A 25,282-nucleotide genomic window follows, 5' to 3' on the forward strand; every position below is an offset into this window, starting at 1 on the left:
ATCTCCTTGAATTGTTTTCCATCTGCCGGTGCGAATGCTTCGGCGACAGAACAGAAAGTCACGCCGGATCAGTGCAGGCAGGTAAAATATCGGCTGATGAGGAGATTTACCCCTCGTGAGGACATGGCAGCAGCCCGGATAACGGCAAGCTGTTGTGTCCAACTTTTGCTGAGGGTGCGAAATAGTCGAACTCCCATCCCGGCGCAATACTGTGTTATTGCCCCCTAAAAATGTGGGAAGTACGTGCGTGAAAATAGATATACGGCGCGCGATCGCCGTGGAAACTTCATGATGCAATGAAAAGGGCAGCTCGTGCCGCCCCTTCAATATTCTTAGCCCAGATTAAGTTCCTTGAAGAAATCATTGCCCTTGTCGTCGATGACGATGAAGGCGGGAAAATCTTCCACTTCGATACGCCAGATCGCTTCCATGCCGAGTTCGGGATATTCCACGACCTCGACCTTCTTGATGCAATCCTGCGCCAGGCGGGCGGCCGGGCCGCCGATGGAGCCCAGATAGAAGCCGCCGTGCTGGCCACAGGCTTCGCGCACCTGACGCGAACGGTTGCCCTTGGCGAGCATCACCATCGAACCGCCAAAGGACTGGAACTGGTCGACATAGGAATCCATGCGGCCTGCCGTGGTCGGGCCGAACGAGCCGGAGGCATAGCCCGCGGGCGTCTTGGCCGGGCCTGCATAATAGATCGGATGGTTCTTGAAATAATCCGGCATGGCTTCGCCGTTTTCCAGCCGCTCGCGGATTTTCGCATGCGCCAGGTCGCGCGCCACGATAATCGGACCGGAAAGCGACAGCCGCGTCTTGACCGGATGTTTCGACAATTCCCTGAGAATGTCCTGCATCGGCTGGTTGAGGTCGATCTTGACCACATGCGACGACAGTTTTTCCTCGTCGATATCCGGCATGTACCTGGCCGGATTGGTTTCGAGCTTTTCCAGGAAGATGCCGTCTTTGGTGATCTTGCCCTTGGCCTGACGGTCGGCCGAACAGGAAACGCCGATGCCGATCGGCAGCGAAGCCCCGTGGCGCGGCAGGCGGATGACGCGCACGTCATGGCAGAAATATTTGCCGCCGAACTGCGCGCCGACGCCGAGCGACTGCGTCAGCTTGTGAATTTCCGCTTCCATTTCGAGGTCGCGGAAGGCGTGGCCGGTTTCTGAACCCTTGGTCGGCAGGCTGTCCAGATAGCGCGTCGAGGCAAGCTTGACCGTCTTCAGGTTCATCTCGGCCGAAGTGCCGCCGATGACAATTGCCAGATGGTAAGGCGGGCAGGCGGCGGTGCCGAGGCTCAGGATCTTGTCCTTGAGGAAGTCGATCATGCGGTCATGCGTCAGGAGCGACGGCGTCCCCTGATAGAGAAACGTCTTGTTGGCCGAGCCGCCGCCCTTGGCGACAAACAGGAACTTGTAGGCGTCTTCGCCTTCTTCATAAATGTCGATCTGTGCGGGCAGGTTGTTCTTGGTGTTCTTTTCCTCGAACATGGAAAGGGGGGCGAGCTGCGAATAACGCAGGTTCTTCTTGTTATAGGCGTCGAGGACGCCCGCGCCCAGCGCATCCGCGTCGCCGCCTTCGGTCCACACACGGCGGCCCTTCTTGCCCATGATGATCGCCGTGCCGGTATCCTGACACATGGGCAGCACGCCGCCGGCGGCGATATTGGCGTTCTTCAGAAGATCATAGGCGACGAAACGGTCATTGTCGGTCGCTTCCGGGTCTTCGAGAATTTTGGCAAGCTGCTGAAGATGGCCGGGGCGCAGCAGATGGTTGATATCGGCAAAGGCCGCTTCGGAAAGCAGGCGAAGCCCTTCCGGATCGACCGTCAGGACGTCCTGTCCCTTGAACGTGTCGACCGAGACGTAATCGGACGTCAGCTTGCGATAGGGGGTGTCGTCTTCACCAAGAGGAAAAAGATCGGCGGCGCTTGCTTCTGCCATCGTGGTACCTCGCTTGCTTGCCTGCTGCACGCGCCGGAAACGTCATCATATCCGGCTTGCGCTGAATGTTGATCGAAGCCCCGGAGGCGAGCCCCGGAACCATAGTCTGTGGGGCTTTTAGCGCGATGCGGGATGGATGCCACTGCGTCACTTTGTTCATGCGGGACGTCGGTCCGGCTCCGGGCGGGAATACACAAATAATTGTGATCGGCACAAAAGGGAAAATTGCTTCAAAAAACATTACCGTTAAAAGTTTCTATACGAGATTGATAAATTCTAGCTGCGAGATTCGGACGGTTTCGCTTCGTGGCGAACGCATCAACTTTGGCGGTTTGAAATGCAGTTTTCCAGACACTCGCAGGTGGATGAAAAGAGCGGCGCTGGGCGTGGACGACATATCCGTCGCACCGCGGTGCTGGCTCTGGCAGCTTCGGTGTTTCTCCCTACAATCCAGGCTCAAGCCGCAAATTCGTTGATGGAGCTTTTTCAGCAGCGTCGCCAGCAGCAGGCGCAGCCGGTCCAGCCGCAGGTCGCTCCACCGCGGGCACCGGCAGCGCCAAACGCAGTTTCCGCTCCGCGTGCCGCCGTGCGCAGTCTGCCGCCAGCCCAGCGCGTGACCGTCAAGGGCCCGCAGATTTACGACTACAAGCCGGATGCTCTGGTCGATATCGATTTCAGCGCGCTCGACATGCAGGTGACGGCGGCAACCGAACCGGCAAATGCCGATCCGCTGACATCCGGCATGTCGCCGATTCGTCCTCAGCCCCGTGAGGAAACACCGGGCCAGCGCGCTTTCGATGCGGCGACGGATTATCTGAAATCCGTGAATGTCAAAGCCGAGAAAGCGATCGCACAGGCAATCGTCGACTATTATTCCAATCAGCGTTCCTTCATGTGGTCGGCCGACGACAAGGTGCTCGACCGCGCCAAGAATGTCGCGGCCTTCTTTGCGCGCGCGGATGAAGACGGCCTCAACCCGGATGAATATGCGGTCACGATTCCCGCTGACAATTTCGATGCCGCCGCCGAAGCCGACCGCCAGCAGAAACTTGCCGCGTTCGAAATTCGCATGTCGGCCCGCGCGCTGCGCTATGCCATCGATGCAGGCGAGGGGCGTGTTGTCGCCGACCGTCTCAGCGGTTTCCACGACCTGCCGCGCAACCGCGTCGATCCGAAAGCCGTTCTGGAAAGGCTTGCGACCGAAAGCGATCCGGCTGCCTATCTGCACGGCTTCCAGCCGGACAATGCGCAATATGCAGCCCTGAAGCGCGAACTGGCGAATACCGAACCGCCATCCGCCGAACCAATCCGCATTTCGCTGAAGGGCGTCATCCGGCCGGGCGATACCAGCGATCAGCTTGGCAAGGTGGTTGCGCTGATTTCGAGACACGCCCCCGCCGATTACCTGGCGCAGCACCGGCAGGTGCTGGATGCACATGCCGGCGGCGATGTCTACGATCCTGAACTCGTTGCCGCCATCAAGGATTACCAGAAGCTTTCCGGCGGCGCGCCGGATGGCATTATCGGCCGCAATACGCTATCCGCCTTGCAGGGCGAGCAGTCTTCCATCAGGCGCGACCGCATTCTCTATTCCATGGAGCGCCTGCGCTGGCTGCCGCATGATTTCGGCCAGCGTTATGTCATGGTCAACCAGCCGGCCTACCGGGCGGAATATTTCGAGGATGGAAAGGAAAAGCTGGCCATGAATGTGGTCATCGGCTCTCCAACCCATCAGACCTATTTCTTCTACAACAAGGTCCAGACGGTGGTTTTCAACCCGTCATGGGGCGTGCCGCGTTCGATCATCCTCAACGAAATGCTGCCCAAGGTCATGCGCGATACCAGCTATCTCGACCGCAATGGCTATGAAGTCTATGCGGGCGGCAAGAAGGTCTCGGCCAGCGCCGTCAACTGGAGCGCGGTTGCTGCGGGCAAGGCCCATGTCGGCATTCGCCAGAAGCCAAGCCTCGACAATGCGCTGGGCGAACTCAAGATACTGTTTCCGAACGCGCATGATATCTACATGCATGACACCCCGGCCAAATCCTATTTCAGCCGCGACATGCGTGCACTGAGCCATGGCTGCATCCGCCTGGAGCGCCCGCGCGATATGGCGGCTGCGGTTCTTGGAACGTCGGTGACGGATCTGGAAAAATATTTTGGCAAGAACGAGCGCGGCATCAAGGTCAAGGAGCCGGTGCCGGTCTATGTTTCCTATTTTACCGCCTGGCCGGAAGCGGACGGAAAGATCCATTATTACGGCGATGTCTACGACCGTGATTCCGGGTTGCAAAAGGCTTTCGACAAGACGGAGGAATCGCGTCTGGCGGCGCTCTGAGCTTCGCTCCATGGCAAAATGGAACGGCAATCATCGGTGGATGATTGCCGTTTTTCGTTGCGCCGCACCGTTGCGAGGCAGGTAATGAAAATCTCTTTGGAAACAGTCTTGCCAGACGCTTGACTTATGCCGCCGCAGGCCGGTATATCGCACCACCTTGATTGAGCATTGCTCATCGGGCGTGTAGCTCAGCGGGAGAGCACTCCCTTCACACGGGAGGGGTCACAGGTTCAATCCCTGTCACGCCCACCATTCAATGGTCCGCTCCAGCGGCTGTTCCAGGCATAATCCCGATCATGCAGGCCGCGCATCAATCGCCATTGTTCTGCCACCAGCATTCTGCGCATAACAGCCCGTAATGCCCGGTCTTTCCGGGTGTCTCAATCCAGCCGTCCCGACCTTTGCGAACCGGAACAGCTTTTCGATTCCCTCGATGGAGGCCTCTTCTCTCTTATGCGGTCAAAGAAGAGGGCGTGGTTTTCGGGCGCGCTGTTGGTGTTTTGCGTTTCGGCTTTGGCAGCAAGCCTTCGCGCTGCGCCCGCTTCTTCGCGTCCTTGCGAGCCCGGCGAATCGCCTCGCCCTTTTCCCGGACGCGCTTTTCTGAAGGTTTTTCATAGGCGCGGCGTGCTTTCATCTCACGAAAGACACCTTCCCGCTGCAACTTCTTTTTTAGTACGCGGAGCGCCTGGTCAATATTGTTATCCCGTACGAGTACCTGCATCTCATTCCCAACTATGATTTTTGTGTTTGCCTGCGCTCCAATCGCGCCGCCCGAAGCCGTTGCGTTTTGGCGTCCACCGCAGCTTTTTCTGTCTCGAGAATGGCTTTTGCGGTTTTATCCGTTATCGCGCTTTTGGTTTCCATGCGCGACATGGGCTTCTTGAAGAGCGTATCGCGGTTCAATTCCACAGGCTTGCGTTCAAGCATTGTTCTACTCCTGAAACGGTCAAACTTTCCGGTTATGAAATGCACGCGTGCGAGACGACCCTCCACATGACCGCCGCAGAATATTCGACAATTTGGTCCAATCCTGAGAGGGCGCAGACATTTGCTCATGCGCGCGGGCCATATCCTGCTTGCTCGCAACCGAGCGTCCAGTCTGGTTGCCTGGGCTTGTCCCGTTGGCATGGCCGGGACCGCCGATTTCAAAACTGTCCATATAAGAACTCCCTTCGAGTTTTGTTCCCTCTACCGGGCAGAAAAACAAAAAGGCCGGGAGAACCCGACCTTTCAATCGCCCCAAACGATCAATGCCAGTACATCCGTGGTCAAGGATCGGGGTCAATAAGAGCGCGCTTGATTTAAAGCGACTGAAGGTTATCGGCAGCCTTCTTGCCTGACCGGCGGTCCGCCACCAGGTCGAAGCTCACCTTCTGACCTTCGTTGAGCGTATGCAAACCTGCACGCTCGACAGCAGAGATGTGAACGAACACGTCAGGAGAACCGTCTTCGGGCTGAATAAACCCAAATCCCTTGCCGCCGTTGAAGAATTTTACTGTTCCGTTTGCCATATTGAATTCCTTTCAATTCGCACAGTTTAAGGAACAACGAAATAGAATTCGTTGCGATTATCACGAAATTGAAAGAAAAGTCAGGGCGTACTATGCGCCACGTCGTTCGATGACAAAATCGATAATGCTCACTCTAACCAGTAATATTATATTTTACAAGCGCAAAGCCGAAATATTATTATTTAATTATTTTCGGTGCTCGTGTTGTGTCCCGCTGCAACGGGATAAAGACATGCTTGAAAACAACAGGATGAGTATCGGAAAATCCAGAATAAAAGATAACAATATCAGTATATTATATTATTTTGCGGCTCTGCCTCAACGTCAAGGCCCGGACAGCATGGTCCGGGCCTCTTCTGTCCGATCTCAATCGAGGACGTAGCAGGTCTTGGCCTTGCCCCGTGCCGGGTCTCCGAAGGTGCGGTTGTCGCACCGAACGCCATTGCGGAAGACGCCTTCCGTGAAGCGGCCTTCCGCGCCATAGCGGACGCGCTTGCGGCCGTAGAAATCACAGAACCCGCCTTCCTTCGCACAACGGCTCCATTCGCGGTCACGGTCATAACGGTCGTAGCGATCTGGACGGCCAGGACGATCCGGCCTGTCCCATCGATCCTGCACGACGAAGGAGCAGCTCTTCCTTTTGCCCGGCGCGGGATCGCCGAAGACACGGTTGGAGCAGCTCACCTGCGGGCGGTTGATGAAGCGCGACGTATTCTGTCCGCCTGTTCCGTAGACCACTTCCGCCGGATAGGGCAGCTGGCAGACGCCGTTCTCGCTTGCGCAGCGCTGCAATTGGGCCGCGGAAGCCTGGGGAACAAGCGGCGAGAGAACGGCCACCAGGCCGCCAAGGCATAGGGAAGCAACGGTTTTCTTGAGTGCAGGTATCATCATGAGTCCCTCTGATATGGATGAAATATGCTTTAACTCCGATATCTTGAACAGGGGATGAATGTGCAGCCGTCAAAAGCGGCAAGGCTGCAACGCCTGGCGGAAATTTTGCAGATGGCGTCTCAAGCTGTATGATGCAGGGGTCGACAACCGGAGTTTGTTTTGGTTTCCTTTGAGGCAGAATGGGGATTAGAAATGCACCGTCTGCCTTTCAGTTTCAAATCGATCATTATTGTTCTGGCGGCCATGATTGCTGTCGGTTTTTATGTCGGCCACAAGACGAAAGAAGTGCGCCAGACCTCGCTTGTGCAACGCGGCGCGCCCCCGGAAGTTGGAATATAGAAGTTTCGACATAGAAGTTTGGATATAGTCTGGCCTGCCGTGCCGGAACCGGCTTTCTTTCCCGCAGGTTTCATGGAATGAAACGCTCATATTCACCTTTCGGAAGGCTGCGAACATGCACGGCGAATACAAAGTCCATGGCGGAAAACTGGTCGTTGTCGATCTGGAGGTCCGTGACGGACGCCTGAGCGACGTGCAGGTGGCCGGCGACTTTTTCCTTGAACCGGATGAGGCGCTGGATGATATCTGCAACGCGGTAGAAGGGCTTTCCGCCGATGCGTCGTCCGAGCAGATTGCGGATGCGGTGAGGGCGGGGCTTCGCCCTGATGCGATGATGCTCGGTTTCAGCCCGGAAGCGGTGGCGATTGCTGTTCGGCGAGCCTTGGGCGTTGCACGCACATGGCGGGATTTTGAATGGCAGATCGTTGAAATGCCGGCGGTTTCGCCCGCCATGCATCTTGCGCTCGACGAGGTTCTGGCAAAGGAAGTCGCCGCCGGACGCCGCGCGCCGACATTGCGTTTCTGGGAATGGGAGCGCCCGGCCATCGTCATCGGCGCGTTCCAGTCACTGCGCAACGAAGTCGATATGGACGCAACGCGGGCGTTCGGCGTCGAGACTGTCCGCCGCATTACCGGCGGCGGCGCCATGTTCGTGGAACCGGGCAGCACCATCACCTATTCGCTCTATGCGCCGGGCGAACTGGTGCGCGACATGAGTTTTGCCGATTCCTATGCATTTCTGGATGACTGGGTGCTGAAAGCACTCAATGCGCTTGGCATCGACGCCTTCTACAAGCCGCTCAACGACATTTCGAGCTCTAGGGGCAAGATCGGCGGCGCGGCGCAAAAGCGTTTTTCCGGGGGCACGGTTCTCCATCACGTCACCATGGCCTATGACATGGATGCCGAGAAGATGGTGAAGGTTCTGCGGATCGGGCGCGAGAAGCTGAGCGACAAGGGCACGACGAGCGCGGTGAAGCGCGTCGATCCGGTTCGCAGCCAGACGGGGCTGCCGCGCGAAGACGTCATCAAGCGCATGAAGGATATGTTCGTATCGCTGAATGGCGGCGTGGGCGGCAAGATTACGCCAGAAGAATATGCAGCGGCTGAAAAGCTTGTGGCCGAAAAATTCTCGACGCAGCAATGGCTGCACAATATTCCATGATCTGAGGCAACGAGCTCTCACACGCAAAGCGGGGTGACTTGACGGAGCGGCCATGGCATAGGAGGCGCGCAACGCGACCACCTCCCACTCAACGCCATCTCGCAAAGCGCGCCTTCTCATGATCCGCATCGACAATATCAGCAAGTCCAACAGCCATCGCATTCTGTTTATCGAAGCTTCCGCCGCCTTGAATCGCGGCGAAAAGATCGGTCTTGTCGGGCCGAACGGGGCGGGCAAGACGACGCTGTTTCGTATGATGACCGGCGATGAACAGCCGGACGAAGGGCAGGTTTCCGTCGAAAAAGGCGTGACGATCGGCTATTTCGACCAGAATGTCGGCGAAATGGGCGGCCGTTCCGCCGTTGCGGAAGTGATGGAAGGGGCAGGCCCCGTCAGCGTGGTTGCGGCGGAACTCCGCGCGCTGGAGGCTGCGATGGTCGATCCGGACCGCATGGACGAGATGGATGCGATCATCGAACGCTATGGCGAAGTGCAGGCACGCTATGAGGAACTGGACGGCTATGGTCTGGATGGCCGCGCGCGCGAGGTTCTGGCGGGCTTGAGCTTCACGCAGGAAATGATGGACGGCGATGTGGGAAAACTCTCCGGCGGCTGGAAAATGCGTGTTGCGCTGGCGCGCATTCTGCTGATGCGGCCGGACGTGATGCTGCTCGACGAGCCGAGCAACCATCTCGATCTCGAAAGCCTGATCTGGCTGGAAGCATTCCTCAAGAATTATGACGGCGCGCTGCTGATGACCTCGCACGACCGCGAGTTCATGAACCGCATCGTGACCAAGATCATTGAAATCGACGGCGGCTCGCTCACGACCTATTCCGGCGATTATGCCTTCTATGAGGGGCAGCGGGCGCTGAATGAAAAGCAGCAGCAGGCCCAGTTCGAGCGCCAGCAGGCGATGCTTGCCAAGGAAATCAAGTTCATCGAGCGGTTCAAGGCGCGTGCTTCCCACGCTTCGCAGGTGCAAAGCCGTGTGAAGAAGCTGGAGAAGATCGACCGCGTGGAGCCGCCCCGCCGCCGCCAGACGGTTGCCTTCGACTTTGCGCCTGCGCCGCGTTCGGGTGAGGATGTTGTGAGCCTGAAGGGCGTGCACAAGACCTATGGCAGCCGCACGATCTATGACGGTTTCGATTTCATGGTTCGCCGCCGCGAACGCTGGTGCATCATGGGTGTCAACGGTGCGGGAAAATCGACGCTGCTGAAGCTGGTTGCAGGTGCGGCGGAGCCGGACAAGGGCAAGGTCAATATCGGCGCCAGCGTCAAGCTCGGCTATTTCGCGCAGCATGCGATGGATGTGCTCGACGGCGACGCAACGATATTGGAATGGCTGGAAGAGCGTTTTCCGAAGGCCGGCCAGGCACCGCTTCGCGCGCTTGCCGGTTGCTTCGGATTTTCCGGCGACGATATCGAAAAGAAATGTCGCGTGCTTTCGGGCGGCGAAAAGGCCCGTCTGGTCATGGCGGCGATGCTGTTCGACCCGCCGAACTTCCTGGTTCTGGACGAGCCGACCAACCATCTTGATCTCGACACGAAGGAAATGCTCATCAAGGCGCTTTCCGCCTATGAAGGCACGATGCTGTTCGTGTCGCACGACCGGCATTTCCTCGGCGCATTGTCGAATCGGGTTCTGGAACTGACGCCGGACGGCATTCACCAATATGGCGGCGGCTACACGGAATATGTGGAGCGCACGGGGCAAGAGGCTCCGGGATTGCATTCGTAACAGCGCATATCGGGGCAAGTTTGCTCTTATTTCTCAAAATAAGCCATTGATGCATATGCGCGGTTCGGCTAGAAACGCGCATGAAAAGGCTTCGAGCCTTCCGGCAATGCACCCGTAGCTCAGCTGGATAGAGTGCTGCCCTCCGAAGGCAGAGGTCACAGGTTCGAATCCTGTCGGGTGCGCCATTTGCTTCAGCATTGTCATTGATGCGCAATCGCGCCGAAACCTGTTCTCTTCGAGGACCGGACTTTCTCCAGGCAAAAAGATAGTGTGCAAGCTCCACCGAACCATCTATTGATAGCAACGGGGGAGACATCATCATGAGTCGGCAATTCGCAATGACAATTGTGAAACTTCCCCTTTGAAAGGGCTGAACCGGAACATCGATTCTGGAACCGGCCATGATAAATGGGAGGAACTTGAATGCGCGTTTTAAAGCGTATCGCTGTGGCGGCTTCGATTGTGGGGATCGTGGCCACGGCAGGTGGTTTGGCAATGGGCACCGCAAATGCCGAAGAACCGCTGAAACTTGTAATCGGAACAGAAGGCGCATATCCGCCGTTCAATTTCATCAATCCGGATGGCTCGCTGTCGGGCTTCGACGTCGATATCGCAAGGGCGCTTTGCGAGGAGATGAAAGCCGAGTGCACCTTCATCACGCAGGAATGGGATGGCACTATCCCGGCACTCCAGGCGGGCAAATTCGACGCCTATGTCTCATCCATGTCGATCACGGAAGAGCGCAAGAAGCAGGTCGATTTTTCCAACAAATACTATAACACGCCTCCCGGCATCGCCGTCCCCAAGGACAGCGACATCAAGGGCGTGACCAAGGAGGATCTGGCTGGCAAGACGATCGGCGTTCAGGTGTCGACGACGCACGCCAATTATGCCGAGCACGCCTTCACCGACAGCACGATCAAGGCCTATCCGACGGCTGAAGAATATCGGCTGGACATGGCCAATGGCCGCCTTGATGCCGTCAACGACGACAGTGTGACGCTGAGCGAATGGTTGAAGACGCCGGACGGCGCCTGCTGCAAGATGGTCGGCACCTATCCGCCCGTTGACAGCATCCACGGCGTCGGCGTCGGCGTTGCCCTGAAGAAGGGCCGCCCGGAACTGGTCGAAAAGTTCAACAATGCCATCAAGGCGATCCGCGCGAACGGAAAATACAAGGAAGTCAACGACAAGTACTTCGATTTCGACGCTTACGGCGCCGAAAACTGATCGCGCGGAACGAAAACGCCGGTTGGAGTACCTGAATTTTACAGCGCCGCCCAATTGGGGCGGCGTTGTTGTTAGGCTGATATACTTCTCTCGGAATTATCGCATCGCCGCGACGGCAACCCGGTCGGTGGGGAGGGGGGCGTATGCGCCGCCAGGTTTGCAGCGTTTAGGAAAATCGAACAGTCTTAGATTGGGTGCATCACCATCAGCCGCATAGGTGGCGGCATTGGAACTGTCGAATTCATGTGTATTGTCCTGCATATTCAAAGTCCCGCGAGGTACATGCAGAATAACGTTGCATTTTCGCCACAATGCGTTGCATAGATGCAACGCTATTGGGTAACATGGTTAACATGAACACGGCGAATCTGACGGCGGACATGAACAGCGAGAAGCAGGCATCGCAAGGTGGGGAGGGGCGCAGGCTTCTGGCCCTGCCGGGCATCATCACCGTTATTTCAGCCCTGGTTACGGCTTCCATCTCGTTCGCCATTTTGATCGGCATCACGCCAATCACGCCGGACCGTACCGTCACGCTGGCATTGGTCATCATCAATGTCGCGCTGATTCTGTTCCTCATTCTGCTGATCTGCCGCGAAGTCTATCGCATCATCATGGCCCGCCGGCTTGGAAAGGCCGCGTCGCGCCTTCACGTGCGTATCGTCGCGCTGTTTTCGCTGATCGCGGCGGTGCCGGCAATCGTGGTCGCCATCGTGGCGTCCGTCACGCTCAATCTCGGTCTGGATCGCTGGTTCGATACCAATACGCGCGACATTGTCAGTTCATCGCAGAGCTTGACCACGGCCTATATCCGCGAAACCGCGCTCAACCTGCAAAGCACGTCCTATTCCATGTTGCAGGACCTTGATGCGCAGCGCACCATTTACAGTCTCGACCGCGGCGGTTTCATCCAGCTGATGACGCTGCAGACGCGAGGCCGCGGCCTGCTTGGTGCTTTTCTGGTGCGCGAAAACGGCGATGTCGTCGTCAAAAGCGATACGGGCGTCGAGAACCGCCTGCCGCCGCCGACCGAAGACGCATTGAAGACGGCCCCGGACGGAAAACCCGTCATCATCCCGCCGGGAAACAGCAATTTCGTCGGCGCCATCATCAAAATGCGCGAGATACCGGATGTCTATCTCTATACGGTTCGCGCCGTCGATCCGCAGATTCTCGACGCCATGCGCCTGATGGAGGCCAATACCAAACGCTATCAGGAAATGGATGCAAACCGCATTCCAACGCAGATCGCGTTCGCCTTGCTCTATTTCGGCCTGACGCTGATCGTTCTGCTTTCGGCGATCTGGACCGGCATTGCCGTGGCCGACCGGCTGGTGCGCCCGATCCGGCTTTTGATCGGGGCGTCGGATGACGTCGCGGCGGGCAATCTCGACGTATCCGTGCCGGTGCGCACCTCCGATGGCGACGTCGGCGCCTTGTCCGGCACGTTCAACAACATGGTCGCGGAACTCAAGAGCCAGCGCAATGAGCTTATTTCCGCCAAGGACCAGATCGATGAGCGCCGCCGCTTCTCCGAGGCCGTGCTGTCGGGTGTGACCGCGGGCGTCATCAGCATCGAAACCGATGGCTGTATTTCCATCCTGAACCGCTCGGCCGAACATATGTTCGGCGTCACATCGGAAGATGCAGTCGGCAGGAACCTCACCAGTATCGCGCCGGAGATCGGGCAGGCTTTCGAGGTCGCGCGTTCAACGGGGCGCGCGGTCCATCGCGAGCAGGTCAGCATGACCCGCGGCGGCGTGGCGCGCACCTTCAACGTGCAGGTGACTGTCGAGGACACGGAATCCGAAGATCACTCCTATGTGGTGACGGTGGATGACATTACCGACCTGGTGCAGGCGCAGCGTTCGTCCGCCTGGGCGGATGTCGCGCGCCGCATCGCGCATGAGATCAAGAACCCGCTCACGCCGATCCAGCTTTCCGCCGAGCGCATTCGCCGCCGTTACGGCAAGGTGATTACCGAGGATCGCGAGGTTTTCGACCAGTGCACGGATACGATCATTCGCCAGGTGGGCGATATCGGGCGCATGGTCGATGAATTCTCCGCCTTTGCCCGCATGCCGAAGCCGGAAATGCGGCTCATGGACATGCGCGAGGCCCTGCGCGAAGCCTCCTTCCTCATCGAGGTCAGCCGCAGCGATATCCGGTTCCAGAATGATTTCGGGGCGGAAAAGCTCATCGGTTCCTTTGACAGCCGCCTGATCGGGCAGGCCTTCGGCAATGTCATCAAGAATGCGAGCGAGGCCATCGACGGACTGCCGAAGGAAGAGCGCGAGGAAGGTCACATCCTTATCCGCTCTTATGGGTCGGATGGGCAGCTCATTGTCGATGTCATCGACAATGGCAAGGGCCTGCCGGGCGACGACCGCCAGAAGCTGCTCGAACCCTACATGACGACGCGGGAAAAGGGCACCGGCCTTGGCCTCGCGATTGTCCGCAAGATCGTCGAGGATCATGGCGGACATCTGGAATTGCATGACGCGCCACCGGATTTCCACGCAGGGCGGGGCGCGATGATACGTATGGTCTTTCCGCAGGCGCCTGCCGGCGAAGCTGGCGCAAGCGCGGAAAATGACGAGAAGAACATAGCTGGACAGGTGATTTGATATGGCGGCCGATATTCTTGTAGTTGATGACGAAGCGGATATCCGGGAACTTGTTGCAGGCATTCTGAGCGATGAAGGCCACGAAACCCGCACGGCTTTCGACGCGGACAGCGCGCTCGCCGCGATCAATGATCGCGTTCCACGGCTGGTTTTTCTGGATATCTGGTTGCAGGGCAGCCGGCTGGACGGTCTGGCGCTGCTCGATGAAATCAAGAAACAGCATCCCGAATTGCCGGTCGTGATGATTTCCGGTCACGGCAATATCGAAACGGCTGTATCGGCGATCCGGCGCGGCGCCTATGATTTCATCGAAAAGCCGTTCAAGGCCGACCGTCTGATCCTTGTTGCGGAACGGGCGCTCGAAACCTCGAAGCTGAAGCGCGAGGTTTCCAACCTGCGCAAGCGCAGCGGCGATCATCTGGAACTGATCGGCGCGTCGCTGGCGATGAACCAGCTGCGCCAGACCATCGAGCGGGTGGCGCCGACCAACAGCCGCATCATGATCACCGGCCCGTCGGGCGCGGGCAAGGAGCTGGTCGCGCGCGCCATCCATGCCCAGTCGGGCCGCGCCAATGGACCGTTCGTGACGGTCAATGCGGCAACCATCACGCCGGAACGCATGGAGATCGAGCTTTTCGGCACAGAAATGGACGGCGGCGAACGCAAGGTCGGCGCGCTGGAAGAAGCCCATGGCGGCATTCTCTATCTGGACGAAGTGGCGGATATGCCGCGCGAGACGCAGAACAAGATCCTGCGCGTGCTTGTCGACCAGCAGTTCGAGCGCGTTGGCGGCACCAAGCGCGTGAAGGTGGATGTGCGCATCATTTCCTCCACGGCGCAGAACCTCGAAGGCATGATCGCGGAAGGCACGTTCCGCGAGGACCTGTTCCATCGGCTTTCGGTGGTGCCGGTGCAGGTGCCCCCGCTTGCCGCCCGGCGCGAGGACATTCCGTCCCTCGTCGATTATTTCATGAAGCAGATTGCCGAACAGGCGGGCATCAAGCCGCGCAGGATCGGCCCCGATGCCATGGCGGTTTTGCAGGCGCATAGCTGGCCGGGCAATCTTCGCCAGCTTCGCAACAATGTCGAACGACTGATGATTCTGGCGCGCGGCGACGATCCCGAAGCGCCGGTGACGGCCGATCTTCTGCCTGCGGAAATCGGCGACACGCTGCCGCGCGCGCCAACCGAATCCGACCAGCACATCATGGCGCTTCCCCTGCGTGAGGCGCGCGAGCGTTTTGAGAAGGAATATCTGATCGCGCAGATCAACCGGTTTGGCGGGAATATTTCGCGCACGGCCGAATTTGTCGGCATGGAGCGTTCGGCCCTGCATCGCAAATTGAAATCACTCGGCGTATAAGCACCTCGTAATTTTAACCACGGAGCGGTCATGCAGGTAATCGTTTGCGGAGCGGGGCAGGTCGGATACGGCATTGCCGAGCGGCTTGCGGCGGAAGAAAACGACGTCTCCGTCATCGATACATCGGCGCGCCACATCGAGATCGTGCGCGACACGCTCGATGTGCGGGGCTTTGTCGGGCACGGTTCGCAGCCCGACGTGCTTGCGGCTGCGGGCGCCGACGAAGCGGATATGATTATCGCCGTCACCTTGTCCGACGAGGTCAATATGGTGGCCTGCCAGGTGGCGCATTCGGTTTTCAATGTGCCGACCAAGATTGCGCGCATCCGCGCCCAGTCCTATCTCAAGGCCGAATATCAGGACCTGTTCCTGCGCGAAAACCTGCCGATCGACGTCATCATCTCGCCGGAACTGGAAGTGGGCGAGGTGGTCCTGCGGCGCATCGCGCTGCAAGGCGCAACGGATGTGCTGCGCTTCGTCGATGACAAGATCATCGGGCTTGCTATCGAATGCCTCGAGGAATGCCCGGTCATCAATACGCCGCTGCGACAATTGACCGATCTTTTTCCCGATCTTGCGGCTACCGTCGTCGGCGTGGTGCGCAATGACAGCCTGTTCATCCCGCGTTCCTCCGACGAGCTGAATGCCGGGGACCTCGCTTATGTCGTGACGACGCGCGAGCAGGTCCGCCGCACGCTCTCGCTGTTCGGCCATGAAAAACCGGAAGCCAGCCGCATCGTCATTGCCGGCGGCGGCAATATCGGCCTTTACGTGGCCAAGGCCATCGAGGAGCGCAAATGGCATACGCGCGTCAAGATGATCGAAAGCGAGCACGAGCGCGCCTTCGCCATTGCCGACCAGCTGAAGCGCACCATGGTGCTGCACGGCAGCGCGCTCGACCAGAACCTGCTGCAGGAAGCCGACATTCAGGATGCCGACCTGATGGTCGCGCTGACCAATCAGGATCATGTCAACATCCTGTCGAGCATCATGGCCAAGCGCCTGGGCTGCAAGTCCAACATGGCATTGCTCAACACGGTCGCCTATCAGGATTTCACCCATATGGTGGGGATCGACGCCTATATAAATCCGAAGGCTGTCACGATCTCGAAAATCCTGCAGCATGTGCGGCGCGGCCGCATCCGTGCCGTCTATAGCGTTTATCGCGACAGGGCGGAACTGATCGAAGCCGAGGCGCTTGAGACATCCTCGCTGGTGGGCGCGCCGCTGCGCGATCTCGACCTGCCGGAGGGCTTGCGAATCGGCGCCGTCTATCGCGACGGGCAGGTGATCCGCCCGAATGGCGATGTGCGCATCAAGCCCAGGGATCGTGTGGTCATTTTCGCCACAGCTGATGCAGTAAAGCACGTCGAGCAGATGTTCCGCGTCAGTCTGGAGTTCTTCTGATCACAACTTTGTGTTAGCTTCGGCCCGAGTCAAGGCTTGGGGGGCTCACATGGATATCTGTACGTTCTGGTACGGCTCGCATCTGCGCGAGGTCGATTGTATCTGTCTGGCGTCAATGGTGATGACAGGCCAACGGGTGAAACTGTTTGCCTATGCTCCAATCGAGAATGTGCCACCGGGCGTCGAATTGCACGATGCCGGCGGTATTTTGCCTGAAAGCGCATTCAAAAGGCTCGATCCGGACTATCCGAACTTTCATTCCAAACGGACCATCGTTCAATTCAGCGATATTTTCCGCATCATGCTGATGAAGCATCGACAGGGTGTCTGGCTGGATACGGATGTCTATCTTCTCAAACAGTTTCACCCCGATCCAGACAAGCCATATCTCGCTCGGGAAAACCGCTTTCGTGTGGGGGTATCTGCACTTTATCTGCCGCATGACCATCCGATTATTCGCGAGTTTGAAGCTTACGTCGCGGCAACCTATCCGCTACCGAATTGGCTTGGCCTGCGCAGGGGCAAATTGCGTCCGCTCTACTATCGGCTGATCGGGAAGGAAGTGACCCCCGCCTCGATTGGCATTACCGTGTTTGGCAATGATGGCATCTCGCGTCTTGCCCGCAAATACGGGATTTTCAACAATGCCGCGCCGCAGGAAAATTTCTATTACTGGGTCGGCAAGGATGCGACCCGCATTTATGATCCGGCCTATGGTCTGGAACCGGTCGATCATCCGGATTTCATAGGTTTTCATATACATAAAAAGCACAAGGAAGTCGTTTCGTTCCAGCCCGGAAGTTTTTATATGTGGGCGATGGATCGGGTGCGGCCCGTGCTTGAATCCCAACAAAATGAAGGGCTTGTCATGGCCGGGTGATGCCGCCCGGCTTCACCGTCCGTCGAAGTTTGCAGCGATACTCCCAAAATTGCCGGTTGCGCAAAGATTTCCATCCTGTTAACCGAGGCTAAACAGCGAAGCAGTTGTCTTTCCACAGCAATTGCGATCGAGGACCGGTTTTGCGCGCTCCGGTGCTTGATTTATGCGCATGCGCGTGTTCGTTTAACACATCGCGAGCTGGCTGCTGATCGATTAAAGGAATAAAAACAATGGCTGAACGATCGCAAAATCTGCAAGACCTTTTTCTGAACTCTGTCCGCAAGCAGAAAATTTCACTGACGATTTTCCTTATCAATGGCGTGAAACTGACCGGCATTGTGACGTCTTTCGATAATTTCTGCGTGCTTCTGCGTCGTGACGGTCATTCGCAGCTTGTCTACAAGCATGCGATTTCGACGATCATGCCAAGCCAGCCCGTGCAGATGTTCGAAGGCGAAGAAGCCTGACGCTTTGCGAGTTTCGCTGGAGCGCGGTGGCCATTTCGCTCCAGTTCTGTTTCTGCTTGATGAATGCCGGGCACGTCATGCGCGTCCGGATTTGTCACGTTTGAACGATCCGGGGCGTCTTTCATTTGAAACAGCTTTGGCGGCAACTTATCTGCATGGGCAGAGAGGGGATGGTCCGGTCCGCGTCGGATCAATGGATCGTCTCCGAGAGTTTCCGCGTCCCGGAGTGAATATATTTGTCCAAATTCAAGGATAAGAAGCCGACGTCCGCCGATGCGGACAAGGGGTTTGAACTTTCAGAAGCTGAGCCCACACGGGCAGCGGTTGTCGTTCCGGTCTTGCCGGAGCGTTATCATGCGGGCACGAGCGCCGAAGAGGGCGCGCGTCCCCAGTTCCAGCGTTCCAACGAGGCGCGCCTGGAGGAAGCCGTCGGGCTTGCCCGAGCAATCGACCTCGACATCGAACATGCCGAAATCGCGCTTGTCGCCAATCCGCGGCCCGCGACCCTGCTGGGCGCGGGGAAGGTGGAAGCCATTGCCGAAACCGTCAAGGAAAAGGCAATCGGGCTCGTCATCGTCGATCATGCATTGACGCCGGTGCAGCAGCGCAATCTCGAAAAGGAATGGAACGTCAAGGTCATCGACCGCACGGGTCTCATTCTTGAAATTTTCGGTGAGCGCGCACGCACCAAGGAAGGCGCCTTGCAGGTGGAGCTGGCGCATCTGAACTATCAGAAGGGCCGGCTGGTCCGAAGCTGGACCCATCTGGAGCGTCAGCGCGGCGGTGGCGGCTTCCTCGGCGGTCCGGGTGAAACCCAGATCGAAGCCGACCGTCGCCTGTTGCAGGAAAAGATTCTGAAGATCAAGCGCGAGCTGGAAACAGTCGTGCGCACCCGCACGCTGCATCGCCAGAAGCGGCGCAAGGTGCCGCACCCGATCGTTGCGCTCGTCGGCTATACCAATGCGGGCAAATCGACGCTCTTCAATCGCATGACGGGCGCGGAGGTGCTGGCCGAGGACATGCTCTTCGCAACGCTTGATCCGACATTGCGCCGTATCCGCCTTCCGCATGGTGAAACGGTGATCCTGTCGGATACGGTCGGTTTCATCTCCAACCTGCCGCACCATCTCGTCGCCGCTTTCCGCGCCACGCTTGAAGAAGTGGTCGAAGCGGACCTCATCCTGCATGTCCGCGATATTTCCGATCCGGACAATGCCGCGCAGGCCGAAGACGTTGAAAGCATTCTTGCCGGGCTCGGCATCGAGCCGCAGGACCGCAAACGGGTCGTCGAAATCTGGAACAAGATCGACAATCTCGACGAAAGCGGACGCGAAGCCGCCCTGCGCCTTGCCGCCGCCGGCAGCGAGGAGGGACGTCCGATCCCTCTGTCGGCCATCACCGGTGAAGGTGTTGACAGGTTGCTTTCGCTGATCGAAACGCGGATAGCGGGCGCGCTCGGTTCGGTCGATGTGGTGCTGTCTCCTTTCGAGCTTCACCTTCTCGACTGGATTTACCAGCATGGCAGCAATGTCGAACGCGAGAACCTCGAAGACGGCTCCGTGCGCATCCGGGCCCGAATGACCGAAGTGGCCCGCAAAACGCTGGACGAAAAGCGCGGCATCCGGCCTGAAAAGGTGGAATCCGACTGGGAGTAGCGCGCCACTTGCGGAACAGGGGCGCAACGCCCTATGTATGGAACACGCACGATTCAAAAACCATTCACTTCGCCATCACTATATCCAGAGGCCCATAATGAGAGATCCGATCGAAACCGTCATGAACCTCGTCCCGATGGTGGTTGAGCAGACCAACCGTGGCGAACGGGCCTATGATATTTTCTCGCGCCTGCTCAAGGAGCGCATCATCTTCGTCAACGGTCCCGTTGAAGACGGAATGTCGATGCTGGTTTGCGCGCAGCTTCTCTTTCTCGAAGCGGAAAATCCGAAGAAAGAGATCAACATGTACATCAATTCGCCCGGCGGCGTTGTGACGTCCGGCATGGCGATCTATGATACGATGCAGTTCATCCGCCCGCCGGTTTCCACGCTTTGCATGGGGCAGGCTGCGTCGATGGGGTCGCTGCTTCTGACGGCAGGCGCCACCGGCCAGCGCTATGCGCTGCCCAATGCGCGCATCATGGTCCACCAGCCATCCGGCGGTTTCCAGGGGCAGGCGTCGGATATCGAGCGCCATGCGCAGGACATCATCAAGATGAAGCGTCGCCTCAACGAGATCTATGTCAAGCATACGGGCCGCGATTACGAAACCATCGAACGCACGCTCGACCGCGACCATTTCATGACCGCGCAGGAAGCGCTCGATTTCGGCCTGATCGACAAGGTGGTTGAATCGCGCGACCTGGGCGCGGACGAATCGAAGTAAGGGCCGGAATCTCCGGCTCACACCTGTTTTTAGCGCCCTTTGCCACAAAAGGGGCCTAATTCTTGCAACTACGTGATGGTTAACGCCCCGCGTTAAGCATCTGTTGGGGTTCGGGGCGCTAAACTGGGTCAGATTATGCCGAATCTCCGCCGGGAACTTATTTTTCATTTGTTCGCCGGTGCAGCTTCTGCAAAAGTCGCCGAATGGCTCCTTCGGTCGGGGAGCCGTGCGGTGACAGGACAGCTGAGACGACAGGCCCTGATGACAGATAGCGCGTATCGGCTGCTGTTGTGACCTGCGGGAGGTGCGTTTCTCCTCCGGCACTGGGTCCGAACCGGAAGAAACGATCGATCTGGACGCCCAGGGTTCATGTCGGTCAATTGAAAGGAAACTGCAATGAGCAAAGTCAGCAACAGCGGCGGCGATTCCAAGAATACGCTCTATTGCTCGTTCTGCGGCAAAAGCCAGCATGAAGTGCGCAAGCTGATTGCAGGCCCGACCGTTTTCATCTGCGACGAGTGCGTCGAACTCTGCATGGACATCATCCGCGAGGAAAACAAGTCCTCCATGGTGAAGTCGCGCGAGGGCGTGCCCACGCCGCAGGAAATCATGGCCGTCCTTGACGATTACGTCATCGGCCAGAAGGATGCCAAGCGCGTTCTGTCGGTTGCGGTACACAATCACTACAAGCGTCTCGCCCATCAGTCCAAGAGCAGCGATATCGAGCTTGCGAAGTCGAACATTCTTCTCGTGGGTCCCACGGGTTGCGGCAAGACCTATCTTGCCCAGACGCTCGCACGCATCATCGATGTGCCGTTCACCATGGCCGATGCGACGACGCTGACGGAAGCAGGCTATGTCGGCGAAGATGTCGAGAACATCATCCTGAAGCTGCTTCAGGCCGCCGATTACAATGTGGAACGCGCACAGCGCGGCATCGTCTATATCGACGAGGTCGACAAGATCAGCCGCAAGTCGGACAACCCGTCCATCACGCGCGACGTGTCGGGCGAGGGCGTGCAGCAGGCGCTTTTGAAGATCATGGAAGGCACCGTCGCTTCCGTGCCGCCGCAGGGCGGCCGCAAGCATCCGCAGCAGGAATTCCTGCAGGTGGATACGACGAACATCCTCTTCATCTGCGGCGGCGCTTTTGCCGGTCTGGACAAGATCATCTCCGCACGCGGCGAAAAGACCTCCATCGGCTTCGGCGCCACGGTGCGTTCGGTCGATGAACGCCGCATCGGCGATGTGTTCAAGGAACTGGAGCCGGAAGACCTTCTGAAATTCGGCCTCATTCCGGAATTCGTCGGCCGTCTGCCGGTGATCGCAACGCTTGAGGATCTCGATGTCGATGCTCTGGTACAAATCCTGACCGAGCCGAAGAATGCGCTCGTGAAGCAGTATCAGCGCCTGTTCGACATGGAAAATGTCGAGCTGAGCTTCCACGACGATGCCCTGCGGGCGATTGCCAACAAGGCGGTCGAGCGCAAGACGGGCGCGCGCGGTCTGCGTTCGATCATGGAAAAGATCCTGCTCGACACGATGTTCGAGCTTCCGACGCTGGAAGGCGTGCAGGAAGTGGTCATCTCCGGCGATGTGGTGGATGGCAGCGCCCGTCCGCTCTATATCTATGCCGAGCGGCAGGACGAAAAGGGTAATGTTTCCGCTTGAGCGGTGGCGATTATTCCAAGAAAAGGCCGCGCGAGCGGCCTTTTTCATGTGCAAACTTGCGCGGGGTTCATCCTGTCACTATTGCAGGTGTAGCAATCAGGGTACAGGTCAAGCTAGATATTGTACTCATTCGCGACACGGCGCAGGATAGATGACGATTCTATGAAGGGCCATCCCGCAATCGGCTATTGAATTGCCGGGTTCGGCTCTCCAAGTATGGACCGAAGCACATTCGTGACCTGCCTCATGAGATTAGGGGGCGCGGATGTGGCAGTCAGGTTGCAAGGCCTGAGAAAGGACTGAAGTTATGACGGGTACTGAACAGAAGACACCATTGGGTGGTTCTGAAGCGGGCGGTGCAGACGGGCTCTATGCCGTTTTGCCGTTGCGTGACATCGTCGTTTTCCCGCATATGATCGTTCCGCTTTTTGTCGGCCGCGAGAAGTCCATTCGCGCGCTGGAGGAAGTGATGGGCGTGGACAAGCAGATCCTGCTTGCCACCCAGAAGAACGCCGCCGATGACGATCCGGCACCGGATGCGATTTACGAAATCGGCACGATTGCCAATGTGCTGCAGCTTTTGAAGCTGCCGGACGGCACCGTCAAGGTGCTGGTCGAAGGCACGGCGCGCGCCAGGATTTCCAAGTTTACCGACCGCGAAGACTATCACGAGGCCTATGCCGCGGCTCTGCCGGAGCCGGCGGAAGATGCCGTCGAGATCGAGGCGCTTGCCCGCTCGGTGGTTTCCGACTTTGAAAACTACGTCAAGCTGAACAAGAAGATTTCGCCGGAAGTGGTTGGCGCCGCCAGCCAGATCGACGACTATTCGAAGCTTGCCGATACGGTTGCCTCGCATCTCGCGATCAAGATTCCCGAAAAGCAGGAAATGCTGTCGATCCTCTCGGTGCGCGAGCGCCTTGAGAAGGCATTGTCCTTCATGGAAGCCGAGATTTCGGTTCTTCAGGTTGAGAAGCGTATCCGCAGCCGCGTCAAGCGCCAGATGGAGAAGACGCAGCGCGAATATTATCTCAACGAGCAGATGAAGGCGATCCAGAAGGAGCTTGGCGATGGCGAGGACGGTCGCGATGAAGCGGCTGAACTGGAAGAACGCATCAACAAGACCAAGCTTTCCAAGGAAGCCCGCGAAAAGGCGCAGGGCGAGCTGAAGAAGCTGCGCTCCATGAGCCCGATGTCTGCCGAGGCGACGGTGGTGCGCAACTATCTCGACTGGCTCTTGTCCATTCCCTGGGGCAAGAAGTCGAAGATCAAGCAGGACCTGAACTTTGCCGAGGAAGTGCTCGATGACGAGCATTTCGGCCTCGACAAGGTCAAGGAGCGCATCGTCGAATATCTCGCGGTGCAGGCGCGCTCGACCAAGATCAAGGGCCCGATCCTCTGCCTCGTCGGCCCTCCCGGCGTCGGCAAGACCTCGCTCGCCCGTTCGATCGCCAAGGCGACAGGCCGTGAATATGTCCGCATGTCGCTTGGCGGCGTGCGTGACGAGGCCGAAATCCGCGGCCATCGCCGCACCTATATCGGCTCGATGCCCGGCAAGGTCATCCAGTCGATGAAGAAGGCGAAGAAGTCCAATCCGCTCTTCCTGCTCGATGAAATCGACAAGATGGGCCAGGATTTCCGCGGCGATCCGTCATCGGCCATGCTTGAGGTGCTGGACCCTGAACAGAACTCGACCTTCATGGATCACTATCTTGAGGTCGAATATGATCTGTCGAACGTCATGTTCGTGACGACGGCCAATACGCTGAATATTCCGGGTCCGTTGCTGGATCGTATGGAGATCATCCGTATTGCCGGCTACACCGAGGATGAAAAGCTCGAGATCGCCAGGCGGCACCTGCTGCCGAAGGCAATCAAGGACCACGCCCTGCAGCCGAAGGAGTTTTCGGTCACGGACGATGCGCTGCGCAATGTCATCCGCCTTTACACGCGGGAAGCAGGTGTGCGTAACCTCGAACGCGAATTGATGACCCTGGCGCGCAAGGCCGTGACGGAAATCCTGAAGTCGAAGAAGAAGTCGGTGAAAGTCACCGACAAGAACCTCTCCGACTATCTGGGTGTCGAACGGTACCGCTTCGGCCAGATCGACGGCGAAGATCAGGTTGGCGTCGTGACAGGCCTTGCCTGGACGGAAGTGGGCGGCGAATTGCTGACCATCGAAGGCGTCATGATGCCCGGCAAGGGCCGCATGACCGTCACGGGCAACCTCCGCGACGTGATGAAGGAATCGATTTCGGCGGCGGCTTCCTATGTCCGCAGCAGGGCCATCGATTTCGGCATCGAGCCTCCGCTGTTCGACAAGCGCGACATCCACGTGCACGTGCCGGAAGGCGCGACGCCGAAGGACGGTCCGTCCGCCGGTATCGCCATGGTGACGGCGATCGTTTCCGTGCTGACCGGCATTCCGGTGCGCAAGGACATTGCAATGACGGGCGAGGTCACATTGCGCGGCCGTGTCCTGCCGATCGGCGGCCTGAAGGAAAAGCTTCTCGCGGCGCTGCGCGGCGGCATCAAGAAGGTTCTGATCCCGGAAGAAAACGCCAAGGACCTGGCGGATATTCCGGACAATGTGAAGAACAGCCTTGAGATCGTTCCGGTGTCCCGCGTGGGCGAAGTGCTCAAGCACGCTTTGGTTCGCGAGCCCGAACCGATTGAATGGACCGAGCCGGAAACACCGGCGCCTGTGCCTTCCGTCGAGGAGGAAGCAGGAGCCCCGATGGCTCACTAAATAGTGCCTTATCGGGACCAATAATTGAAATGCCGGGCAAAATGCCCGGCATTTCTGTGTTTAACCCCGGTTTTCCGGGGTTTTTTCATGTTGACAGGCTTGGTTTGTGAAGCGTTTTGAATAAACTCCGACCAATCCGGTCACGTTATCCGTTCCGGTAGATAAAGAAAGGAAATGCCAATGAACAAGAACGAATTGGTTGCCGCAGTTGCGGAAAAGGGCGGTTTGACGAAGGCTGATGCCGGTACTGCTGTTGACGCCGTACTCGCTGCTGTCACCGGCGCCCTGAAGGCTGGTGAAGAAGTCCGTCTGCCTGGCTTCGGCGTTTTCTCCGTTTCGCATCGCGCTGCCTCGACCGGCCGCAACCCGTCGACCGGCAAGGAAGTTGCCATCCCGGCGCGCAACGTGCCGAAGTTCTCGGCTGGCAAGGGCCTGAAGGACGCCGTAAACGGCTAATCATGATCTGGAGAGTAAAAACTCTTCGAACGGATCGTGACGACAAATTTCCAGCCCTCGCGGCATGATCGCGAATGGCTGTCGAGAAGGCCCGGCTTGTCCGGGCTTTTTTCGTT

Annotated in this window: 21 protein-coding genes, 2 tRNA genes and 1 pseudogene; 18 read left to right on the forward strand and 6 right to left on the reverse strand. The window is 58.1% G+C overall.

Translation table 11 applies throughout. The features are described 5' to 3' along the window. Positions 1-332: 332 nt before the first annotated feature. Positions 333-1,952, reverse strand: coding sequence for a fumarate hydratase (locus AVM02_RS07050; protein WP_411506264.1), 1,620 nt, complete (start codon positions 1,950-1,952; stop codon positions 333-335). 337 nt (positions 1,953-2,289) lie between these two features. Here AVM02_RS07050 and AVM02_RS07055 point away from each other — a divergent pair, with 337 nt between their 5' ends. Continuing rightward, positions 2,290-4,290 carry a L,D-transpeptidase family protein gene (locus tag AVM02_RS07055; protein WP_411506265.1) on the forward strand — a complete coding sequence of 667 codons (2,001 nt, stop codon included), beginning with the start codon at positions 2,290-2,292 and terminating at the stop codon, positions 4,288-4,290. Positions 4,291-4,467: 177 nt separating this feature from the next. Next, positions 4,468-4,542, forward strand: a tRNA-Val gene (locus tag AVM02_RS07060). Positions 4,543-4,741: 199 nt separating this feature from the next. On the opposite strand, the gene rpsU is transcribed toward AVM02_RS07060, so the two are convergent. From rpsU to AVM02_RS07080, 4 genes are all read right to left on the reverse strand, one after another. Beyond that, complete coding sequence (gene rpsU / locus AVM02_RS07065) at positions 4,742-5,011, reverse strand: 30S ribosomal protein S21 (protein WP_411506266.1); 270 nt, start codon at positions 5,009-5,011, stop codon at positions 4,742-4,744. 11 nt (positions 5,012-5,022) lie between these two features. Then, on the reverse strand, positions 5,023-5,217 hold the full coding sequence (locus tag AVM02_RS07070; RefSeq protein ID WP_411506267.1) for a hypothetical protein: 195 nt from the start codon (positions 5,215-5,217) through the stop codon (positions 5,023-5,025). A gap of 374 nt (positions 5,218-5,591) precedes the next feature. Beyond that, complete coding sequence (locus AVM02_RS07075; protein ID WP_411506268.1) at positions 5,592-5,801, reverse strand: cold-shock protein; 210 nt, start codon at positions 5,799-5,801, stop codon at positions 5,592-5,594. Between the two features lie 366 nt (positions 5,802-6,167). After that, positions 6,168-6,689 carry a hypothetical protein gene (locus AVM02_RS07080; RefSeq protein ID WP_411506340.1) on the reverse strand — a complete coding sequence of 174 codons (522 nt, stop codon included), beginning with the start codon at positions 6,687-6,689 and terminating at the stop codon, positions 6,168-6,170. Positions 6,690-6,884: 195 nt separating this feature from the next. Between AVM02_RS07080 and AVM02_RS07085 the strand changes: the two genes are divergently transcribed. The 5 genes from AVM02_RS07085 (at position 6,885) to AVM02_RS07105 (ending at position 11,167) form a co-directional block, all read left to right on the forward strand. Continuing rightward, positions 6,885-7,031 carry a hypothetical protein gene (locus AVM02_RS07085; protein ID WP_411506269.1) on the forward strand — a complete coding sequence of 49 codons (147 nt, stop codon included), beginning with the start codon at positions 6,885-6,887 and terminating at the stop codon, positions 7,029-7,031. Positions 7,032-7,146: 115 nt separating this feature from the next. Further along, positions 7,147-8,196 carry a biotin/lipoate A/B protein ligase family protein gene (locus tag AVM02_RS07090; RefSeq protein ID WP_411506270.1) on the forward strand — a complete coding sequence of 350 codons (1,050 nt, stop codon included), beginning with the start codon at positions 7,147-7,149 and terminating at the stop codon, positions 8,194-8,196. A 118-nt stretch (positions 8,197-8,314) separates the two neighbouring features. Beyond that, positions 8,315-9,937, forward strand: a complete 1,623-nt coding sequence (locus AVM02_RS07095) for an ABC-F family ATP-binding cassette domain-containing protein (protein ID WP_411506271.1) — start codon at positions 8,315-8,317, stop codon at positions 9,935-9,937. Positions 9,938-10,045: 108 nt separating this feature from the next. Further along, positions 10,046-10,122, forward strand: a tRNA-Arg gene (locus AVM02_RS07100). 238 nt (positions 10,123-10,360) lie between these two features. Beyond that, positions 10,361-11,167: an ABC transporter substrate-binding protein gene (locus AVM02_RS07105; protein WP_411506272.1), complete on the forward strand. Its 807-nt coding sequence runs from the start codon at positions 10,361-10,363 to the stop codon at positions 11,165-11,167. Between the two features lie 96 nt (positions 11,168-11,263). Here AVM02_RS07105 and AVM02_RS07110 read toward each other — a convergent pair whose 3' ends face one another. Next, positions 11,264-11,428: a hypothetical protein gene (locus AVM02_RS07110; RefSeq protein WP_411506273.1), complete on the reverse strand. Its 165-nt coding sequence runs from the start codon at positions 11,426-11,428 to the stop codon at positions 11,264-11,266. 50 nt (positions 11,429-11,478) lie between these two features. Here AVM02_RS07110 and AVM02_RS07115 point away from each other — a divergent pair, with 50 nt between their 5' ends. The 11 genes and pseudogenes from AVM02_RS07115 (at position 11,479) to AVM02_RS07165 (ending at position 25,166) form a co-directional block, all read left to right on the forward strand. After that, positions 11,479-13,794 (forward strand): ATP-binding protein, encoded by a 2,316-nt coding sequence (locus tag AVM02_RS07115; RefSeq protein WP_411506274.1) that lies wholly within the window; start codon positions 11,479-11,481, stop codon positions 13,792-13,794. A 1-nt stretch (position 13,795) separates the two neighbouring features. After that, positions 13,796-15,157 carry a sigma-54-dependent transcriptional regulator gene (locus AVM02_RS07120; RefSeq protein ID WP_411506275.1) on the forward strand — a complete coding sequence of 454 codons (1,362 nt, stop codon included), beginning with the start codon at positions 13,796-13,798 and terminating at the stop codon, positions 15,155-15,157. 30 nt (positions 15,158-15,187) lie between these two features. After that, entirely contained in the window at positions 15,188-16,564 is a 1,377-nt protein-coding gene (gene trkA, locus AVM02_RS07125) for a Trk system potassium transporter TrkA (protein WP_411506276.1), read from the forward strand. Between the two features lie 49 nt (positions 16,565-16,613). Further along, positions 16,614-17,444, forward strand: coding sequence for a glycosyltransferase (locus AVM02_RS07130; RefSeq protein WP_411506277.1), 831 nt, complete (start codon positions 16,614-16,616; stop codon positions 17,442-17,444). Positions 17,445-17,489: 45 nt separating this feature from the next. Next, positions 17,490-17,669, forward strand: a pseudogene (locus tag AVM02_RS07135) (hypothetical protein); the annotation flags it as partial. A gap of 5 nt (positions 17,670-17,674) precedes the next feature. Beyond that, positions 17,675-17,911 (forward strand): RNA chaperone Hfq, encoded by a 237-nt coding sequence (gene hfq / locus AVM02_RS07140; protein ID WP_002964239.1) that lies wholly within the window; start codon positions 17,675-17,677, stop codon positions 17,909-17,911. A 236-nt stretch (positions 17,912-18,147) separates the two neighbouring features. Next, positions 18,148-19,566, forward strand: coding sequence for a GTPase HflX (hflX, locus tag AVM02_RS07145; protein WP_411506278.1), 1,419 nt, complete (start codon positions 18,148-18,150; stop codon positions 19,564-19,566). A 97-nt stretch (positions 19,567-19,663) separates the two neighbouring features. Next, positions 19,664-20,293 (forward strand): ATP-dependent Clp protease proteolytic subunit, encoded by a 630-nt coding sequence (locus tag AVM02_RS07150; RefSeq protein ID WP_411506279.1) that lies wholly within the window; start codon positions 19,664-19,666, stop codon positions 20,291-20,293. Between the two features lie 396 nt (positions 20,294-20,689). Then, a complete protein-coding gene (gene clpX, locus AVM02_RS07155; RefSeq protein WP_139975880.1) occupies positions 20,690-21,964 on the forward strand; it encodes an ATP-dependent Clp protease ATP-binding subunit ClpX in 1,275 nt (424 codons plus the stop codon). Between the two features lie 307 nt (positions 21,965-22,271). Continuing rightward, a complete protein-coding gene (gene lon, locus AVM02_RS07160; RefSeq protein ID WP_411506280.1) occupies positions 22,272-24,710 on the forward strand; it encodes an endopeptidase La in 2,439 nt (812 codons plus the stop codon). Between the two features lie 180 nt (positions 24,711-24,890). Then, complete coding sequence (locus AVM02_RS07165) at positions 24,891-25,166, forward strand: HU family DNA-binding protein (protein ID WP_006470422.1); 276 nt, start codon at positions 24,891-24,893, stop codon at positions 25,164-25,166. Positions 25,167-25,282: the final 116 nt, after the last annotated feature.

Source organism: Brucella anthropi, from assembly GCF_046630315.1.
Taxonomy (GTDB): domain Bacteria; phylum Pseudomonadota; class Alphaproteobacteria; order Rhizobiales; family Rhizobiaceae; genus Brucella; species Brucella anthropi_A.

What these genes read in the sequence shown, in the direction of transcription:
- AVM02_RS07050 (WP_411506264.1), bottom strand. Translation starts at nt 1,952, where the DNA reads ATGGCAGAAGCAAGCGCCGCCGATCTTTTTCCTCTTGGTGAAGACGAC.
- AVM02_RS07055 (WP_411506265.1), top strand. Translation starts at nt 2,290, where the DNA reads ATGCAGTTTTCCAGACACTCGCAGGTGGATGAAAAGAGCGGCGCTGGG.
- rpsU (WP_411506266.1), bottom strand. Translation starts at nt 5,011, where the DNA reads ATGCAGGTACTCGTACGGGATAACAATATTGACCAGGCGCTCCGCGTA.
- AVM02_RS07070 (WP_411506267.1), bottom strand. Translation starts at nt 5,217, where the DNA reads ATGCTTGAACGCAAGCCTGTGGAATTGAACCGCGATACGCTCTTCAAG.
- AVM02_RS07075 (WP_411506268.1), bottom strand. Translation starts at nt 5,801, where the DNA reads ATGGCAAACGGAACAGTAAAATTCTTCAACGGCGGCAAGGGATTTGGG.
- AVM02_RS07080 (WP_411506340.1), bottom strand. Translation starts at nt 6,689, where the DNA reads ATGATACCTGCACTCAAGAAAACCGTTGCTTCCCTATGCCTTGGCGGC.
- AVM02_RS07085 (WP_411506269.1), top strand. Translation starts at nt 6,885, where the DNA reads ATGCACCGTCTGCCTTTCAGTTTCAAATCGATCATTATTGTTCTGGCG.
- AVM02_RS07090 (WP_411506270.1), top strand. Translation starts at nt 7,147, where the DNA reads ATGCACGGCGAATACAAAGTCCATGGCGGAAAACTGGTCGTTGTCGAT.
- AVM02_RS07095 (WP_411506271.1), top strand. Translation starts at nt 8,315, where the DNA reads ATGATCCGCATCGACAATATCAGCAAGTCCAACAGCCATCGCATTCTG.
- AVM02_RS07105 (WP_411506272.1), top strand. Translation starts at nt 10,361, where the DNA reads ATGCGCGTTTTAAAGCGTATCGCTGTGGCGGCTTCGATTGTGGGGATC.
- AVM02_RS07110 (WP_411506273.1), bottom strand. Translation starts at nt 11,428, where the DNA reads ATGCAGGACAATACACATGAATTCGACAGTTCCAATGCCGCCACCTAT.
- AVM02_RS07115 (WP_411506274.1), top strand. Translation starts at nt 11,479, where the DNA reads ATGCGTTGCATAGATGCAACGCTATTGGGTAACATGGTTAACATGAAC.
- AVM02_RS07120 (WP_411506275.1), top strand. Translation starts at nt 13,796, where the DNA reads ATGGCGGCCGATATTCTTGTAGTTGATGACGAAGCGGATATCCGGGAA.
- trkA (WP_411506276.1), top strand. Translation starts at nt 15,188, where the DNA reads ATGCAGGTAATCGTTTGCGGAGCGGGGCAGGTCGGATACGGCATTGCC.
- AVM02_RS07130 (WP_411506277.1), top strand. Translation starts at nt 16,614, where the DNA reads ATGGATATCTGTACGTTCTGGTACGGCTCGCATCTGCGCGAGGTCGAT.
- hfq (WP_002964239.1), top strand. Translation starts at nt 17,675, where the DNA reads ATGGCTGAACGATCGCAAAATCTGCAAGACCTTTTTCTGAACTCTGTC.
- AVM02_RS07150 (WP_411506279.1), top strand. Translation starts at nt 19,664, where the DNA reads ATGAGAGATCCGATCGAAACCGTCATGAACCTCGTCCCGATGGTGGTT.
- clpX (WP_139975880.1), top strand. Translation starts at nt 20,690, where the DNA reads ATGAGCAAAGTCAGCAACAGCGGCGGCGATTCCAAGAATACGCTCTAT.
- lon (WP_411506280.1), top strand. Translation starts at nt 22,272, where the DNA reads ATGACGGGTACTGAACAGAAGACACCATTGGGTGGTTCTGAAGCGGGC.
- AVM02_RS07165 (WP_006470422.1), top strand. Translation starts at nt 24,891, where the DNA reads ATGAACAAGAACGAATTGGTTGCCGCAGTTGCGGAAAAGGGCGGTTTG.